Here is a 14,399-nt window from a genome sequence, read left to right as displayed (position 1 = left end):
GGCGTCGCACGAGTCAGCGTCAGGGTGCGATGCTCGCCCTGACGCTGATGCTCGTGACCCCGAGGAGGCCCGATGAACGACCAGGTGATGTTCACGCTCGACGAGGCTGAGCAGGTCACGCACTGGTACAACCTGACCGCCGACCTCCCGACGCCACCGCCCCCGCCGCTGCACCCGGGCACCCGCGAGCCGGTCGGGCCCGACGACCTCGCGCCGCTCTTCCCGCCCGAGCTGATCGCCCAGGAGGTCACCTCCGAGCGGTACGTCGAGATCCCCGAGCCCGTCCTGGCCGTCTACCGGCAGTACCGGCCGAGCCCGCTCTACCGCGCCCGACGCTGGGAGCAGCGGCTCGGCACGCCGGCGCGGATCTACTACAAGTACGAGGGCGTCTCCCCCGCCGGCTCGCACAAGACCAACACGGCGATCCCGCAGGTCTACTACAACAAGCTCAACGGCATCTCCCGGCTCACGACCGAGACCGGGGCCGGACAGTGGGGCACGGCGCTCTCGTACGCCTCAGCGCTGTTCGGCGTCGAGTGCGAGGTGTGGCAGGTCGGGGCGTCGTACGACACCAAGCCCCAGCGCCGCACGCTCATCGAGGTCTTCGGCGGCACCGTGCACCGCTCCCCGAGCCGGCTGACCGAGTCGGGCAAGGCCTTCCCCGAGGACCACCCGGGCTCGCTCGGCATCGCGATCTCCGAGGCCGTCGAGGTGGCCGCGCAGGACCCGGCGGCGAAGTACGCCCTCGGCTCCGTGCTCAACCACGTCCTACTCCACCAGACCGTCATCGGCGAGGAGGCGCTGCGCCAGCTGGCCAAGGCCGGTGAGTCCAGCGCCGACCTCGTCATCGGCTGCGCGGGCGGCGGCTCCAACTTCGCCGGCCTGTCCTTCCCGTTCCTGCGGGAGAAGCTGGCGGGCAACTCCTCGCCCCGCATCCTCGCGGTCGAGCCGACCTCGTGCCCGACACTGACCCGCGGCGAGTACCGCTACGACTTCGGCGACACCGCCGGCCTGACGCCGCTGATGAAGATGTACACGCTCGGCCACGACTTCGTCCCCTCCGCGATCCACGCGGGCGGCCTGCGCTATCACGGCATGGCGCCGCTGGTCTCGCACGCCGTGCACGAGGGACTGATCGAGGCGACCGCGCTGCACCAGACCGAGTGCTTCGAGGTGGCGCTGGAGTTCGCGCGCACCCAGGGCATCGTCGCGGCGCCCGAGTCCTCCCACGCGCTCGCCCAGGCCCGGCGCGAGGCACTCGCCGCGAAGGAGTCCGGCGAGGAGAAGGTCATCGTCATCGGCCTGTCGGGCCACGGGCTGCTCGAGCTCGGCGCGTACGAGTCGTTCCTCGCCGGCCGACTCGAGGACGACCCGCTCTCGGAGGAGGCGCTGACCGCCGCGCTCGACGGCGTGCCGGTCGTGGCCTGAGGACAAGGAGCGCGGCACTTCTCGCGTGAGTCGAGCATCTCAGTCGACTCATCTGAGACACTGTGCTCCGTGCGAGTCTCCGCGAAGTCCGACTATGCCCTGCGGGCGCTCATCGAGATGTCCGCCCGCGAGGACGGCCGCGCCGTCAGCGCTGAGGAGCTCGGTCGCCTCCAGGACATCCCCCACGGCTTCCTGCAGGCGATCCTCGCCGACCTGCGCAAGGCCGGGATCGTCATCTCGCAGCGCGGCCAGTCGGGCGGCTGGCGCCTGGCTCGTACGCCGGACACCGTCTCCGTCGCGGACGTGATCCGCGCCGTCGACGGCCCGCTGGTGTCGGTCTACGGACTGCGGCCCGAGGCGGTCACCTACAACGAGCGCGCCGAGGTGCTCCAGCACGTCTGGATCGCCGCCCGCGACTCGCTGCGTGAGGTCTTCGAACAGGTCTCGATCGCCGCTCTGGCCTCGCGCGAGCTGCCGGAGACCGTCACCCGGCGGACCGCCAGCGAAGACGCCTGGCAGCCCCACTGATTCATCGAGGTCGAGATCCGGGTTGTGGTCCGCCGACGTCCGGGTTGTGGTCCCGATGTCGGGGCCACAACCCGGACATCGACGGACCACAACCCGGGTCTCGGCGTCAGACCGTCGTCGCCCCCGGAGCTGCGTTCAGCCAGACCGTGACGCCCTCCTCGAGGCCGAGCGAGCGGGCGTGGGTGCGGGTCATCTCGACCGCCACCTCCTCGCCGGCGTCGGTCAGCACCGTGAGCCGCACCTCGAAGCCGACCCGCAGCACCCGCGAGATCGTGCCCTCGACCGACTCGGCCGACACCGGCGAGGTCCGCACCTCGACGTCGTGCGGCCGCACCAGCACCCCACCCAGCCGGGTGACGTCGCCGAGGAAGCTCATCACGAAGTCGTTGGCCGGGGCGTCGTACAACGTGTCGGGCGCGCCGATCTGCTCGACCCGCCCCTGGTTGATGACGACGATCTCATCGGCGACCTCGAGGGCCTCCTCCTGGTCGTGCGTGACGAACACGGTCGTCACGTGCACCTCGTCGTGCAGCCGGCGCAGCCAGTCGCGCAGCTCCTTGCGGACCTTCGCGTCCAGGGCGCCGAACGGCTCGTCGAGCAGCAGCACCTTCGGCTCCACCGCGAGCGCCCGTGCGAGCGCCATCCGCTGGCGCTGACCGCCGGAGAGCTGCGACGGCATCCGGTGCGCGAACTGCGAGAGGTGCACCAGCTCGAGCAGCTCCCCCACCCGCTGCTTGATCTCCGCCTTCGGACGGTGCCGGATCTCCAGGCCGAAGGCCACGTTCTTCGCGACCGACATGTGCTTGAAGACGGCGTAGTGCTGGAAGACGAAGCCGACGTTGCGCTTCTGCGGAGGCAGCTTCGTGGCGTCGGTGCCCTCGATGGTGACCGCGCCGGTGTCGGCGGAGTCGAGGCCGGCGATGACGCGCAGGAGCGTCGACTTGCCGCCGCCGGAGGGTCCGAGCAGGGCGGTCAGCTGACCGGTGGGGATCTTCACGGAGACGTCGTCGAGGGCGACGAAGTCGCCGTACTTCTTGGTGACGTTGTTGACTTCGATGCTCATGAGCTCACTTCTTCGCAGACGAGGGTCGGAGGAAGGCCACGACGACCAGGCAGGCGATCGAGACCAGGACGAGCAGGAACGCGATCGCGTACGCCGTCGGCTGGTCGAAGCCCTGATACTTGGCCTCGACGGCAAGGGTGGCCGTCTGGGTCTGGCCGGACAGGTTGCCTGACACGACCTTGACCGCGCCGAACTCGCCCACGGACCGGGCGAGGGAGAGGACGACGCCGTAGACGACCGCCCACTTGATGCTCGGCAGGGTGATCCGCCAGAACGTCTGCGGCCCGTTGGCACCCAGCGACCGGGCCGCCTGCTCCTGGTCGTCGCCGATCTCCTCGAGCGTCGGGACGACCTCGCGGATCACCAGCGGCAGCGCGACGAAGCAGGTCGCCATGACGAGCGCCGGGGTGGCGAACATGACGGTGAATCCGCCCGACTCCAGCGTCGGGCCGAACCAGCCGGTGCGGCCGTTGTAGACCAGCAGCAGCGCCAGGCCGACGACGACCGGGGAGACCGCCAGCGGCAGGTCGACCAGCGCCGACAGCGCCCGCTTGCCCGGGAACTCATAGCGCACCAGCAGCAGCGAGATCGTCACCCCGAAGACCAGGTTGATGATCACCGCGACGACCGCGACCCGGGCGGTCAGCTGCAAGGCGTTGACGACGTCGGAGTCCGTCAGCGCGTCGGTCAGCGTCGTCAGGCCGTCCGCGAACGTGCGCTTGGTGAGCATGCCGAGCGGCCACGCAACGAGGAGCCCGACGTAGCCGACCGCGATGACCCGCAGCATCCACTTGAGAGGGGTGGGGAGCTCAACCACGGCCGGCCACCCCCCGCTGCACGAGGTCGAGCCCGACGATGACGACGAGCGCGACGAACAGCATCAGGGACGCGACGGCCGCGGCGGACGCGGTCGACCCGTTCTCGATGAAGCTCAGCACGCGCACCGACACGACCTCGGTCTCGTACGGCTTGTTGCCGGAGAGCAGCACGAGAGCGCCGTACTCCGAGATCGCCCGCGCGAAGGACAGCGCCGCGCCCGCGGCGATCGCCGGGACGAGCGAGGGCAGCAGGATCCGCCGCAGGATGGTGAGCCGCGCGGCCCCGAGGGAGGCGGCCGCCTCCTCGACGTCGGCGTCGAGCTCCTCGAGCACCGGCTGCACCGTCCGCACCACGAACGGCAGCGTCACGAACGCGAACGCGAGGAACACGGCGTTCGGCGTGAACGCCCAGTGCACCCCGACCGGGCTCTTCGGGCCGTAGAGCGAGAGCAGCACGAGTCCGGCGACGATCGTCGGCAGCGCGAACGGCACGTCGATGATGACGTCGAGCAGCGCCTTGCCGGGGAAGTGGTCACGCACCAGCACCCACGCGATCACGGTGCCGACGACGACGTTGAGCACGGTCACGAGCGCCGCCTGGGAGACGGTCAGGGTGACGGCCGCCCAGGTCTGGTCGTCCTGGATGACGTGCAGGTAGTTCGACCAGCCGCCCTCGGCCGCCTTCGCCACGATCGCGGCGAGTGGCAGGAGGACGAGCAGGCTGAACCAGATCATGGCGATGCCGAGGCTCAGCCCGGCACCACGGGTCAGTGTGGAGCGCGGCGTCTGCCGGACGCGCCGTAGCCGGCGCCCCGTGGGGGGCACCGGCTCGGTCGTCAGGTCATCCGCCGTCTCCAGTCGGGACGGGGCCTGAGTCATTACTGGTCGACACCCTTGCCCGTCGCCTGCTGGATCGCGGTGATGAGGCCGAGCGGCTTGCCCTCGGTGCCGTCACCGAAGTACTTGTCCGCCGCCACGCCCCAGCCACCGAACGTGTCCTGGATCGTGAAGAGCTTGGCGGGGGCCGGGAACGGGTTCGACGGGTCGTTCGCACCCTCGACGTCGCCGACGTCGACACCGTCGACGACCGGGCGGAAGCCGGACTTGGCGTACGCCGCCTGGCCTTCCTTGCTCACCTGGTAGGCGAGGAAGTCCTTGGCCGCCTTGGGGGCGTTCTTGGTGACGGCGCCCGGGTTCTCGATCTTCAGGGTGTCGTCGGGGACGATGTAGTCGACGTCGGCACCGCTCTGCTTGGCGAGGATGGCCTCGTTCTCGTAGGAGAGCAGCACGTCGCCGGAGCCGTCGGTGAAGGCGGTGGTCGCCTCACGACCCGAGCCGGGCAGCGCGATGGTGTTGCCGAAGAGCTTCGTCACGAAGTCCTTCGCCTGGGCCTCGGTGCCGCCGTTGCCGGTGATGTGGGCCCACGCGGCGAGGATGTTCCAGCGCGCGGAGCCCGACGAGCCCGGGTTGGGCGTGATGACCTGGACGCCCGGCTTCACCAGGTCGTCCCACGTCTTGATGTTCTTGGGGTTGCCCTTGCGGACGACGAAGACGACGACGCTCGAGGTCAGGACGCCGTTGGTCGGCGTCGCGGACTTCCAGTTCTGGTCGACGAGGTTGGCCTTGACCAGGCGCGTCACGTCGCTCTCGAGCGAGTAGTGGACGAGGTCGGCCTTGTTGCCGGACTCCACGCCGCGGGACTGGTCGCCGGAGGCGCCGTACGACGTCTGGAAGGTGACGCCCTTGCCGGCGTCGGTCTTCTTGAAGTCGTCGAACACCGTCTTGTTGGCCTGCTCGAGGATCGAGAAGCCGTTCACGCGCACGGTGGACGCGGCCGAGGCCGAGCCCCCGTCGTTCGAGCCGCACGCGGTCAGCGCGAGAGCACCCGCGACAAGGACCGTAGCGATCTTGATGAGCTTCATGGTGTGCACCCTTTGGTCTGCTTCCGGCACCTGGATCGGTGTCGTTATGTCGAGCAGATTACTGCAATTACCCAAGTCGGCTGAAAATGTCCGCATCGTGGGCGCGTCCGCGTGCCGGGCGAGTGCCAGCACTTCGCATCGGTGCGGGTCTAGGCTGGCGGGACACCGAACACCGGCTGTCCGGAGGAGTGCCAGGGTGCCCCAACAGGTCACGCGGCTCGACCGCGTCGTCATCCGTTTCGCAGGTGACTCCGGCGACGGGATGCAGCTCACCGGCGATCGCTTCACCCAGGAGTCGGCCGTCTTCGGCAACGACCTGATGACGCTGCCGAACTTCCCCGCCGAGATCCGTGCGCCGCAAGGCACGATCCCGGGCGTCTCGTCGTTCCAGGTGCACTTCGCCGACCACGACATCCTCACCGCCGGCGACGCCCCCGACGTGCTGGTCGCGATGAACCCTGCCGCGCTCAAGGCCAACCTCGGCGACCTGCCGAAGGGCGCGACGATCATCGTCGACACCCACGACTTCACCAGCCGCAACCTGGCCAAGGCCGGCTACGACGCCGATCCCCTGACCAACGGGGAGCTCGACGCCTTCCAGCTGCACCGGATCGACCTCACCGGACTCACCGTCGAGGCCGTCAAGGAGTTCGGCCTGTCCCGCAAGGACGCAGCGCGTGCGAAGAACATGTTCGCCCTCGGGCTGCTCTCCTGGCTCTACGGCCGGCCGACCGAGACGACTGTCGGCTTCCTCGAGCGACGCTTCGCCCGGGCGCCCCAGATCCGCGACGCCAACATCAAGGCGTTCACGACCGGCTGGAACTTCGGCGAGACCACCGAGGTGTTCGCCGTCCGCTACGAGGTCGCCCCCGCACCGCAGGCGCCGGGGACCTACCGCAACATCACCGGCAACCTGGCGCTGGCCCACGGCCTCGTCGCCGCGTCGGTGCGCTCGGGGTTGCCGCTCTTCCTCGGCTCCTACCCGATCACGCCGGCCTCGGACATCCTCCACGAGCTCTCGAAGCACAAGGGCCTGGGCGTCACGACCTTCCAGGCGGAGGACGAGATCGCCGGCATCGGCGCGGCGCTCGGGGCGGCGTACGCCGGCTCGCTGGGCGTGACCACCACCTCCGGCCCCGGCATCGCGCTGAAGTCGGAGTCGATCGGGCTCGCGGTAGCGCTCGAGCTGCCGCTGATCGTGGTCAACGTGCAGCGCGGCGGCCCGTCGACCGGCCTGCCGACCAAGACCGAGCAGGCCGACCTGCTGCAGGCGATGTTCGGCCGCAACGGCGAGGCGCCGGTGCCGATCGTGGCGCCGTCGACGCCGTCGGACTGCTTCTCAGCCGCGCTCGAGGCGGCCAGGATCGCAATCACCTACCGCACGCCGGTGATGCTGCTCTCCGACGGCTACCTGGCCAACGGGTCGGAGCCGTGGCGCATCCCCGACGTCGCCGACCTGCCGGCGATCGACCCCGGCTTCGCGACCGAGCCGAACCACGGCGAGACGTTCTGGCCCTACCTGCGCGACGAGTCGACCCTGGCCCGGCCATGGGCGATCCCGGGCACGCCCGGCCTCGAGCACCGCATCGGCGGCCTGGAGAAGGGCGACGGGCACGGCAACATCTCCTACGACCCGGCCAACCACGAGCTGATGGTCCACACGCGGGCGGCCAAGGTGGAGCGGATCGCCGACTCGCTCGCCCCGCTGGACGTCGACGACCCGAGCGGCGAGGCCCACGTGCTCGTCGTGGGCTGGGGCTCGACTTACGGGCCGATCGCGGCCGGCATCCGGAGCGTCCGCGAGGCCGGCCACGAGGTGGCACAGCTGCACCTGCGCCACCTCAACCCGCTCCCACGCGACCTGGGCGACATCCTGAAGCGCTACCAGCGGGTGCTGGTCCCCGAGATGAACCTCGGCCAGCTCTCCCTGCTGCTGCGGGCCAGCTACCTGGTCGACGCGGTCGGACTCAACGTCGTACGCGGCCTGCCGCTGACGTCCGCCGCGGTGGCTGACGCGATCGAGGAGTTGATGGAGTGAGCACTCGTTTCGGGGCCGGGCTGGAGCTCGTGCCGTCGTCGTCCGAGCCGCAGACCGGCAAGGACTACACCAGCGACCAGGAGGTGCGCTGGTGCCCGGGCTGCGGCGACTATGCCGTGCTGAAGGCGGTCCAGTCGTTCCTCCCGGACCTCGAGCTGCGGCGGGAGAACATCGTCTTCGTCTCCGGCATCGGGTGCTCGTCGCGGTTCCCCTACTACCTCGACACGTTCGGGATGCACTCGATCCACGGCCGCGCGCCGGCGATCGCGACCGGCATCGCGACGGCCCGGCCGGACCTGTCGGTGTGGGTCGTGACCGGCGACGGCGACGCGCTCTCGATCGGCGGCAACCACCTGATCCACGTGCTGCGCCGCAACGTCAACATGACGATCCTGCTGTTCAACAACCGGATCTACGGGCTGACCAAGGGGCAGTACTCCCCCACCTCCGAGCCCGGCAAGGTCACCAAGTCGACGCCCGTCGGCTCGATCGACCACCCGTTCAACCCGGTCTCGCTCGCGCTCGGGGCCGAGGCGACGTTCGTCGCGCGCACGATCGACTCCGACCGGCGCCACCTCACGTCCGTGCTGTCCGCCGCCGCCGCGCACCGCGGGACGGCGCTCGTCGAGATCTACCAGAACTGCCCGATCTTCAACGACGGCGCGTTCGACGACGTCAAGGGCGCCGAGGGCGGCGACCACCTGCTCCGGCTCGAGCCCGGCGTGGAGGTCACGGCCGGCGGCCGCACCTGGCAGCACGACCCGCACGCGGTCGACCCGTCGGACCAGTTCGCGGTCTCGCGGATCGAGGACCGGGTGCCGGTGGGCATCTTCCGCCAGGTCCAGCGGGCGACGTACGACGACCAGGCGCGCGAGCAGGTCTCGGTCGCCGTGGCCACGTCGACCTCCTCACGCGAGGACCGGCTGGCCGCCCTCCTCAACACCGGCGACACCTGGGCGGTCGTCTGACCCGTCCCCTATTTGGGGGATGGATTCGACGGATGACACGCCCGGGCGCTTACCCTCTGGGCGGCCCGATCCCCCGATCCGAAGGTGACCCCCGTGCCTCGTCGCCCGCTCGTCGCCGTCCTCGTGGCGGTCCTCCTCGCAGTCCCGCTGCTCTCCTCGATCCCCGCCCCCGCGTCGGCCGCGGGCTCTGCCCCGAACGTCGCCGTCCCGGCCGAGGGCCGGGCCGTGAAGGCTCGTGCGACGCGCTTCGTCGGCCACGGCACGGCCCGCAGCTGCACGTCGCGCGCCGTAGTGGCCGCGGTCGCGAAGGGCGGCGTGATCAAGTTCCGCTGTGGCGCGCGCCCGGTCACGATCAAGATGGGCGCGACCGCGAAGGTGGTCAACAGCCGCAAGCGGGTCGTGATCGACGGTGGCGGCAAGGTCACCCTCGACGGCCTCGGCAGGCACCGCATCCTCTACATGAACACGTGCGACGCGAAGCAGGGGTGGACGACCTCGCACTGCGACGACCAGCAGTATCCCCAGCTCGTCGTCCAGAACATCACGCTCAAGGGCGGCTACGACGGCGACGACAGCTACGAGCACGGCGGCGGCGGCGCGATCTTCGACCGCGGCGGCCAGCTGCGGATCGTGAACACGCACTTCGTCAGGAACCGCTGCCGCCCGACCGGTCCTGACGTGGGCGGCGGCGCCGTACGCGCCCTCGAGCAGTGGCGCGACCGGCCGGTCTACGTCGTCGGCAGCGTGTTCCGCGGCGGCCGCTGCAGCAACGGCGCTGGGCTCAGCAGCATCGGCGTCTCCTGGCGCGTGCTCAACAGCGTCTTCCGCAACAACGCCGCGATCGGCCACGGCGCCAACCCGGCCGACGCGGGCACGCCCGGCGGCGGCAGCGGCGGGGCGATCTACCTCGACGGCAACCGCTTCACCCTCGAGCTGGCCGGCACCACGATCACGCGCAACGTCGCCAACGAGGGCGGCGGCGCGGTGTTCTTCGTCAGCAACGACCGCACCGGCTCGATGTCGGTCCGGTCGTCGTCGCTGACCGCCAACACCAGCCGGGGCTTCGAGAACTACCCGGGCATCTTCTTCCTCGGCAGCGGGCGGCCGACGTTCTCGCGCAGCGTCGTCAGGTGAGCGCGTCGGCGCCGGCGCCGGCCGGCGCCCGCAGCGTCGCCCGGCGGAAGCGGATCGTCTCGTAGGTGAAGACGGCGAGGGCGACCCAGACCAGCCCGAAGCCGATCCAGCGGCCCGCCGGCATGTCCTCGTGGAAGTAGAGGACGCCCAGGGAGAACTGCAGCACCGGAGCGAGGTACTGCAGCAGCCCGAGCACGACCAGCGGCACCCGGACGGCGGCCGCCCCGAAGCAGATCAGCGGGACGGCGGTCACCAGGCCGGCCGAGATGAACAGTGCCGTGTGGCCGGCGCCCTCGGAGGTGAAGTGGCCGTGGCCGGACACGCCGAGCCAGACGACGTACACCAGGGCGATCGGCGCGACCACGGCCGTCTCGAGGGACAGGCTCTCGATCGCGCCGGCGTTGGCCTTCTTCTTGAGCAGGCCGTAGGTGCCGAACGAGAACGCGAGCAGCAGGGCGATCCACGGCGGGCGGCCGTAGTCGAACGCGAGGACGAGCACGGCGGCCAGGCCGATGCCGACCGCCACCCACTGCAGCGGCCGCATCCGCTCGCGGAGCAGCAGGACGCCCATCAGCACGGTGACGAGCGGGTTGATGAAGTAGCCGAGGCTGGTCTCCACGACGTACCCGTGGTTGACGCCCCAGATGTAGCCCGTCCAGTTGATGCTCACCGTGACGCCGGCGAGGGCGAGCAGGCCCAGGGTGCGGGGAGTCGTGGCGAGCCGGTGGAGCTGGGTCGTCCGGCGCATCACGACGACCAGCACGGCCATGACGACCATCGACCAGATGAGCCGGTGCGCGAGGATCTCGAACGCACCCGCCGGCTCCAGGAGCGGCCAGTAGAGCGGGAACGCGCCCCACATGACGTACGCCGCCACGCCGAACGCGACGCCCTGGCGATGCTCGGCCGGGTCAGACACCTGTGATCACTGGCTGAGGCTACCTGTCCGCCGAGACGTCAATCCAAACGGCCCGAGACGTCAATCCGTGGGGGTCGAGACGTCAATCGGTCGCGGGGTCTGGGCGGGCTCGGAGGCGGGCGGCGGGGCTGGGGTAACCGTCAGTTCGATACGGCACCTGACCGTTGCAAGGGTCATCTGGCGTATCGAACAGACGGTTACCTCACCGAACAGACGGTTACTCCGGGCGGGCGAGCGGGGTTGCGGGATACACAATCTGTTGGGTTAACATCCGAGCATGCGGATCTTTGAACGCCCACCTGGCCCCGCGGATCGAACGGCGGCCGCGTGACGAGGACGCTCCTGCTCGATGCACTGATCGCCGCGGCGGTCGGAGCCATCGGGCTTGTTGTCAGCAACGGCGACTTCGCCTGGAAGATGGCAATAGCGACGCTTCTCAGCTTGCTCGCTGCAGACGCGACCAGGCGGCTTGCGGTGTCGCGCCCGCGTCCCGATCGATCATGAGCGGAGGTCTCGGCACGCGTTTCAGTGGAGCGGCTCAGCACGGCCAGGTGCTAATGCACAACATATTTGGCTATCGTTCTTCGAGGTGATCTCGCTGGGAGCACTCCTGGCGCTCGGAGGAAGGAATCGCATTGACCCGTCTCTCGATCAGACAGAACGTGGCTGCCCGCCCGGAAGCCCGTGACAAGCGGCGGGCGGTTCCCGTCATCGCCCTCCTCGCGATCGGGATGGTCATCGCGATCGTGGGCACCGTCGCAGTCTTCGTTGACAGCCCGACCGCCACTGCTGCGCCGGTGTGCCCGACCGGCGTCTGGTCCTACCACCAGGCGAGGAGCGGAGGGTGCGGCTACGGCATCGTCACCGGAGGCGCCTCGCCGGCCACGCGGACCGTCACGTTCTCACTCAGGGGTTCGGTGGGCGACAACCTGGCCGACGGGTCGTGCGCACGCGTCGAGGTGTTGATCCATGCCAAGCGGGTCACCGACACGACCCGGACGTACAAGGCGTGCGGGAAGTCGACGGCCACAACGATCGCCTTCTCCGACACCGCGCCGGCCGCGGGCGCCGGTTCGATCCCGGCGTACTCGGTGCGGCTCTGCGTCGGCAGCAGCTGCACGGCGTACGTCGACTTCCACCCCGCGTGACAGCGGGATCGACGCCTCGGACCGTAGGGATTGACGCCTCGGACCGTGGGGATCGACGCCTCGGACCGTGGGGATTGACGCCTCGGACCGTGGGGATTGACGTCTCGGCGCTAGAGGTCCAGCGCCGACGCGATCGGCACACCCGGGCGGTAGGCCAGGTGCAGGTGACTCGGCGCGTCGAGGATCGCAAGGTCAGCACGAGCACCGACCCGGACGACGCCGATGTCGTCGCGGCGCAGAGCGCGGGCGCCGCCGGCGGTCGCGGCCCACAGCGCCTCGGTCGGCGTCAGCCCCATCTCGCGCACGGCGAGGGCGATGACGAACGGCATCGACGAGGTGTACGCCGTCCCCGGGTTGCAGTCGGTCGCGAGCGCGACAGTGACGCCGGCGTCGAGGAGTCGCCGAGCGGAGGGGTACGGCGAGCGCGTCGAGAACTCCACGGCCGGCAGCAGCGTCGCCACGGTCTCGCCGTCGGCCAGTGCCGCGACGTCCTCATCCGCGAGGTAGGTGCAGTGGTCGACGCTGGCCGCGCCGAGCTCGACGGCGAGCCGCACGCCCGGCCCGTGCCCGAGCTGGTTGCCGTGCACCCGCGGGATGAGCCCGGCCGCCATCCCGGCGAGCAGGACCTCGCGGGACTCCTCGCCGTCGAACGCGTGCGGGCTGGCCGGCTCGCAGAAGACGTCGACCCAGCGCGCCAGCGGGGCGCAGGCGTCGAGTATCGGGCCGGTGACGAGGTCGACGTACGCACGCCGGTCGACGCCGCGCGGCACCACGTGGGCGCCGAGGAAGGTGGTCTCATCCGTGACCTCGCCGGCCAGGCGCAGCGCCCGGGCCTCGTCCTCGACGGTCAGCCCGTAGCCCGACTTGATCTCCACGGTCGTCGTGCCCTGGCCGCGCAGCTCGGCGACACGGCCAGCGAGCAGGGCGCGGAGCTCGTCGTCCGAGGCGGCCCGGGTCGCGGAGACGGTGGACGCGATCCCGCCACCGTCGTACGACTCCCCGGCCATCCGGGCGGCGAACTCCCCCGCCCGGTCACCCGCGAAGACCAGGTGGGCGTGCGAGTCGACGAAGCCGGGCACCACGGCGCGGCCGGCGGCGTCGATCCGCCGGTCGGCGGCGGGCGCCTGCCCGGCCGGCCCGACCCAGGCGATCCGGCCCGCTTCGACGACGACCGCCGCGTCGAGCAGCATGCCCAGCTCGGGGTCGTGAGTGACCAGCTCCGCGATGTTGTCGACGATGACGCTCACGACTGCAGCCCTTCGATCGCGGACGCCAGCTCGCGCCCGATCGTCTCCTCGTCGCCGCGCCGGAAGACCGTGCGCCCGTCGACGACCACCTGGACGACGTCGGCAGCGGTCGCCGCGAACACGGCAGTCTCCTCGGCCCCGCCGGTCCCGGCCGTCCGCACGCTGCCGGTGTCGATCGTGACGAGGTCCGCGCGGCGGCCGACCTCGATCGCACCGGCGTCGGAGAAGCCGAGCGCGCGGTGGTCCGAGCCGGCGTCGAGCAGCTCGCGCGCCGTCCAGTGGCCGCGCGCCTCGGTGGCCAGCCGCTCGTCGAGCTCGACGGCGCGCAGCTCCTCGAACGGGTCGATGACCGACTGGCTGTCGCTGCCGACGGTGACCGGGCAACCGGCATGGTGCAGCCGCCGGGCCGGCCCGATCCCGTCGCCCAGGTCGCGCTCGGTGGTCGGGCACATGCTCACGGTCGCCCCGGACGCACCGAGGAGCGCGATGTCCTCGTCGGTCAGGTGGGTCGCGTGGACCACGGTCGTCAGCGGCCCGAGAGCGCCGGCGTCGGCGAGCAGGCGTGTCGGGGTGACGGCGTACGCCGAACGGCAGCCGTCGTTCTCGGCGCGCTGCTCGGAGAGGTGGACGTGCAGCAGGCGCCCGGCCGCGGCCAGCACCTCGATCTGATCAGGCGCGACGGCGCGGACCGAGTGGGCGGCCACGCCGATCCGCGTGTGGTCGTTGTCCTTGAGGCCGTCGACGAGCGCCAGCAGCTCGTCGGCGCGCTCGTGGACGAACCGGCGCTGGTAGGGCAGGGGCGGCTCCCCGAAGCCGCTGCTGGAGTAGAGCGTCGGCAGCAACGTGAGCCGGATCCCGGCCTCGGCCGCGGCGGCGATCAGCGCGCGCGACATGGCCGCCGGGTCGTCGTACGGCCTGCCGTCGGGCTGGTGGTGCACGTAGTGGAACTCTGCGACGGCGGTGTAGCCGGCCGACAGCATCTCGCGGTACGTCGCCCGGGCGAGCGCGAAGCAGGTGTCGGGGTCGAGGCGGCCGGCGACGGCGTACATCTGGTCGCGCCAGGTCCAGAAGCTCCCCCGACCCTGCTGCGTACGGCCGCGCAGGGCCCGGTGGAAGGCGTGGCTGTGGGTGTTCGCCAGGCCGGGGAGGGTGAGGCCGGGGACCCGGGCGGAGTCCCCGGTTAACC

13 protein-coding genes are annotated in these 14,399 nt (G+C 70.8%); 6 read left to right on the top strand and 7 right to left on the bottom strand.

The annotated features are described in order from the left end of the window. The first annotated feature begins 72 nt into the window (after nt 1-72). A complete protein-coding gene (locus ABD205_RS06465) occupies nt 73-1,428 on the top strand; it encodes a TrpB-like pyridoxal phosphate-dependent enzyme (protein WP_344043586.1) in 1,356 nt (451 codons plus the stop codon). A 69-nt stretch (nt 1,429-1,497) separates the two neighbouring features. Then, complete coding sequence (locus ABD205_RS06460; protein WP_344043584.1) at nt 1,498-1,956, top strand: RrF2 family transcriptional regulator; 459 nt, start codon at nt 1,498-1,500, stop codon at nt 1,954-1,956. Between the two features lie 106 nt (nt 1,957-2,062). Here the strand turns inward: ABD205_RS06460 and ABD205_RS06455 are convergent, their stop codons facing one another. The 4 genes from ABD205_RS06455 to ABD205_RS06440 are packed head-to-tail and all read right to left on the bottom strand — an operon-like array spanning nt 2,063 to nt 5,759. Further along, a complete protein-coding gene (locus tag ABD205_RS06455; protein ID WP_344043582.1) occupies nt 2,063-3,019 on the bottom strand; it encodes a sulfate/molybdate ABC transporter ATP-binding protein in 957 nt (318 codons plus the stop codon). 4 nt (nt 3,020-3,023) lie between these two features. Next, complete coding sequence (locus ABD205_RS06450; protein ID WP_344043580.1) at nt 3,024-3,836, bottom strand: sulfate ABC transporter permease; 813 nt, start codon at nt 3,834-3,836, stop codon at nt 3,024-3,026. Continuing rightward, nucleotides 3,829-4,716: a sulfate ABC transporter permease subunit CysT gene (gene cysT, locus ABD205_RS06445; RefSeq protein WP_344043578.1), complete on the bottom strand. Its 888-nt coding sequence runs from the start codon at nt 4,714-4,716 to the stop codon at nt 3,829-3,831. Before cysT ends, ABD205_RS06450 begins: the two co-directional genes overlap by 8 nt. Next, nucleotides 4,716-5,759, bottom strand: coding sequence for a sulfate ABC transporter substrate-binding protein (locus ABD205_RS06440; RefSeq protein ID WP_344043576.1), 1,044 nt, complete (start codon nt 5,757-5,759; stop codon nt 4,716-4,718). Before ABD205_RS06440 ends, cysT begins: the two co-directional genes overlap by 1 nt. Before the next feature lie 154 nt (nt 5,760-5,913). On the opposite strand from ABD205_RS06440, the gene ABD205_RS06435 reads away from it, so the two are divergent. The 3 genes from ABD205_RS06435 to ABD205_RS06425 all read left to right on the top strand — a co-directional run bounded on the left by ABD205_RS06435 (nt 5,914) and on the right by ABD205_RS06425 (nt 9,899). Further along, a complete protein-coding gene (locus tag ABD205_RS06435; protein ID WP_425572791.1) occupies nt 5,914-7,797 on the top strand; it encodes a 2-oxoacid:acceptor oxidoreductase subunit alpha in 1,884 nt (627 codons plus the stop codon). Next, the gene (locus tag ABD205_RS06430; protein WP_344043572.1) at nt 7,794-8,765 is read left to right on the top strand and encodes a 2-oxoacid:ferredoxin oxidoreductase subunit beta; all 972 of its coding nucleotides are present in this window, start codon (nt 7,794-7,796) and stop codon (nt 8,763-8,765) included. The genes ABD205_RS06435 and ABD205_RS06430 overlap by 4 nt, the downstream gene beginning before the upstream one ends. Nucleotides 8,766-8,858: 93 nt before the next feature. Then, a complete protein-coding gene (locus ABD205_RS06425; RefSeq protein ID WP_344043570.1) occupies nt 8,859-9,899 on the top strand; it encodes a hypothetical protein in 1,041 nt (346 codons plus the stop codon). Here ABD205_RS06425 and rarD read toward each other — a convergent pair. Next, entirely contained in the window at nt 9,892-10,818 is a 927-nt protein-coding gene (gene rarD, locus ABD205_RS06420) for an EamA family transporter RarD (RefSeq protein WP_344043568.1), read from the bottom strand. The two genes, ABD205_RS06425 and rarD, sit on opposite strands and share 8 nt — an antisense overlap. 662 nt (nt 10,819-11,480) lie before the next feature. Between rarD and ABD205_RS06415 the strand changes: the two genes are divergently transcribed. Further along, nucleotides 11,481-11,966: a hypothetical protein gene (locus ABD205_RS06415; RefSeq protein WP_344043566.1), complete on the top strand. Its 486-nt coding sequence runs from the start codon at nt 11,481-11,483 to the stop codon at nt 11,964-11,966. 110 nt (nt 11,967-12,076) lie between these two features. Here the strand turns inward: ABD205_RS06415 and hutI are convergent, their stop codons facing one another. Together hutI and ABD205_RS06405 are read right to left on the bottom strand one after the other, a co-directional pair. After that, the gene (hutI, locus tag ABD205_RS06410) at nt 12,077-13,213 is read right to left on the bottom strand and encodes an imidazolonepropionase (protein WP_344043564.1); all 1,137 of its coding nucleotides are present in this window, start codon (nt 13,211-13,213) and stop codon (nt 12,077-12,079) included. Beyond that, a partial coding sequence (locus ABD205_RS06405) for a formimidoylglutamate deiminase (protein ID WP_344043562.1) occupies nt 13,210-14,399 on the bottom strand: 1,190 nt, incomplete at its 5' end. The genes ABD205_RS06405 and hutI, both read right to left, overlap by 4 nt.

The organism is Nocardioides panacihumi, assembly GCF_039530925.1.
Taxonomy (GTDB): domain Bacteria; phylum Actinomycetota; class Actinomycetes; order Propionibacteriales; family Nocardioidaceae; genus Nocardioides; species Nocardioides panacihumi.
This window is presented reverse-complemented; position numbering and strand designations above follow the sequence as displayed.

Coding starts and splice junctions, on each gene's coding strand:
- ABD205_RS06455 (WP_344043582.1), bottom strand. CDS start 3,019: ATGAGCATCGAAGTCAACAACGTCACCAAGAAGTACGGCGACTTCGTC.
- ABD205_RS06440 (WP_344043576.1), bottom strand. CDS start 5,759: ATGAAGCTCATCAAGATCGCTACGGTCCTTGTCGCGGGTGCTCTCGCG.
- cysT (WP_344043578.1), bottom strand. CDS start 4,716: ATGACTCAGGCCCCGTCCCGACTGGAGACGGCGGATGACCTGACGACC.
- ABD205_RS06465 (WP_344043586.1), top strand. CDS start 73: ATGAACGACCAGGTGATGTTCACGCTCGACGAGGCTGAGCAGGTCACG.